This window comes from Streptomyces sp. NPDC041970, assembly GCF_055588985.1.
Genome location: NZ_JBVJCD010000117.1, coordinates 1 through 1,543, shown reverse-complemented (window position 1 = coordinate 1,543; position 1,543 = coordinate 1). Strand labels below are relative to the sequence as shown.

1 protein-coding gene is annotated in these 1,543 nt (G+C 68.8%); it reads right to left on the bottom strand.

Features of this window, described 5'->3' with window-relative positions; all coding sequences use genetic code 11:
• Positions 1-62 precede the first annotated feature (62 nt).
• Positions 63-1,277, bottom strand: a complete 1,215-nt coding sequence (locus ACZ6EJ_RS27810; RefSeq protein WP_469270964.1) for an IS110 family RNA-guided transposase — start codon at positions 1,275-1,277, stop codon at positions 63-65.
• Between the last annotated feature and the right edge of the window lie 266 nt (positions 1,278-1,543).

Genomic DNA, 1,543 nt, shown 5'->3' with positions numbered 1-1,543 from the left:
GGGGGGTGTCTCTATGTCCTTCGTCAAGGACGTGGTGCCTGGTATGGGGCTGTTTGGGGTGGTCATGCGGTGAGGGTGACGGTGGGGGTTCTGGATTCGTAGAAGGTGCCGTCGCGGAGCATGGCGAAGAGGACGCTGGTGCGTTGGCGGGCAAGGCGGAGGAGTGCCTGGGTGTGGGTTTTGCCGCGGGCTCTTTGCCGGTCGTAGTAGGTGCGGGAGGCCGGGTCGGCGTTCATGCAGGCGAAGGCGGAGAGGAACATGGCGCGTTTGAGCTGCCGGTTTCCGCCTCTGGGTGCGTGTTCGCCGTGGATCGAGGTCCCCGAGGATCTGGTTGTCGGGGCGAGGCCGGCGTAGGAGGCGAGGTGGGCGGCGCTGGGGAAACCGGTGCCGTCTCCGACGGTGACCAGCAGGACTGCGGAGGTCCTGACTCCGACTCCGGGCATCGAGGTCAGGACCGGGTGAAGAGGGTGGGCCTCCAGCAGGCTGTTGATCTGCGCTTCGAGTGCCCGGCGCTGGTCGTGGACGGCTGCGAGGAAGGCGGCCAGGGACGGGATCACGATGTCGAGGGTGCCCGTGCCGGGAACGATGACGGTCTGTTCGTCGAGAGCGTCGAAGACATCGTCGATCAGCCGCGCGGCCATGCGCGGGGCTTTCGGGCGGATGAGTTCGACGAGTCTGCGGCGGCCGGCTTTCCGCAGAGCGGCCGGGGATCCGTGGCGCTCGAGGAGCCAGGTGACCGCAGGGTGGTCCAGCCGGGGCCCGAGCACGCGCTCCAGCGACGGGTGAAACTGGGTGAGGAGCCCGCGTATCCGGTTGCTGGTGCGGGTCGCCTCGGCCGCGAGGTCCTGGTCGAAGCCGGTCAGCACCGTGAGCTCGGCGGTGATCTCGTCGGTCAGCTCCAGCGAACGCAGAGTGTGGGGCATCGTCCGGGCGGCGTCCGCGATCACCGCCGCGTCCTTCGCGTCCGTTTTCGCCTCGCCCGGATACAGATCAGCGATCCGTCGCATGGCAAGCCCGGGCAGGTAGGCGACCTCGCAGCCCGCGTCGCGGGCCACGGTCAGGGGCAGAGCGCCGATGGACGCCGGCTGGTCCACGATGACCAGGACCGTGCCGAACTTGGCCTTGAGCTTGTCGAAGACCGCCCGCAGCTTCGGCTCGCTGTTGGGCATCGGCTTGTCGAAGACCTTCTTCCCGGCCGGGGTGAGCCCGTGGCCGTGGTGGGCGGTCTTGCCGACGTCCATCCCGAGGAAGACGCCCACGCCTTCGATGTCGAACATCGCACCCTCTCCAGGTCGTTGACCGTGCCGGCCTCGGCGGTGGCACCGTGCTCGCGCATCCACGTTATGCAGACCTGCCGCCCACGTCTGTGCCCGGCATTGCGCCGGACCGGGCGGTGGCCGGGTCTCTCATCAGCGTCTCCGACGGCACCTGCCGGGCCCGGCGACACCACCCCCCAGGTCATCCGATCGACAGAGGGGACACAGTCATACCGGGCCCGGAGGCCAGCGGCCCCATTGCAGGACCGCGAAAAACATAACGGGGG

Excerpts from the sequence above, each read along its gene's own strand:
- ACZ6EJ_RS27810 (WP_469270964.1), bottom strand. The coding sequence starts at position 1,277 with ATGTTCGACATCGAAGGCGTGGGCGTCTTCCTCGGGATGGACGTCGGC.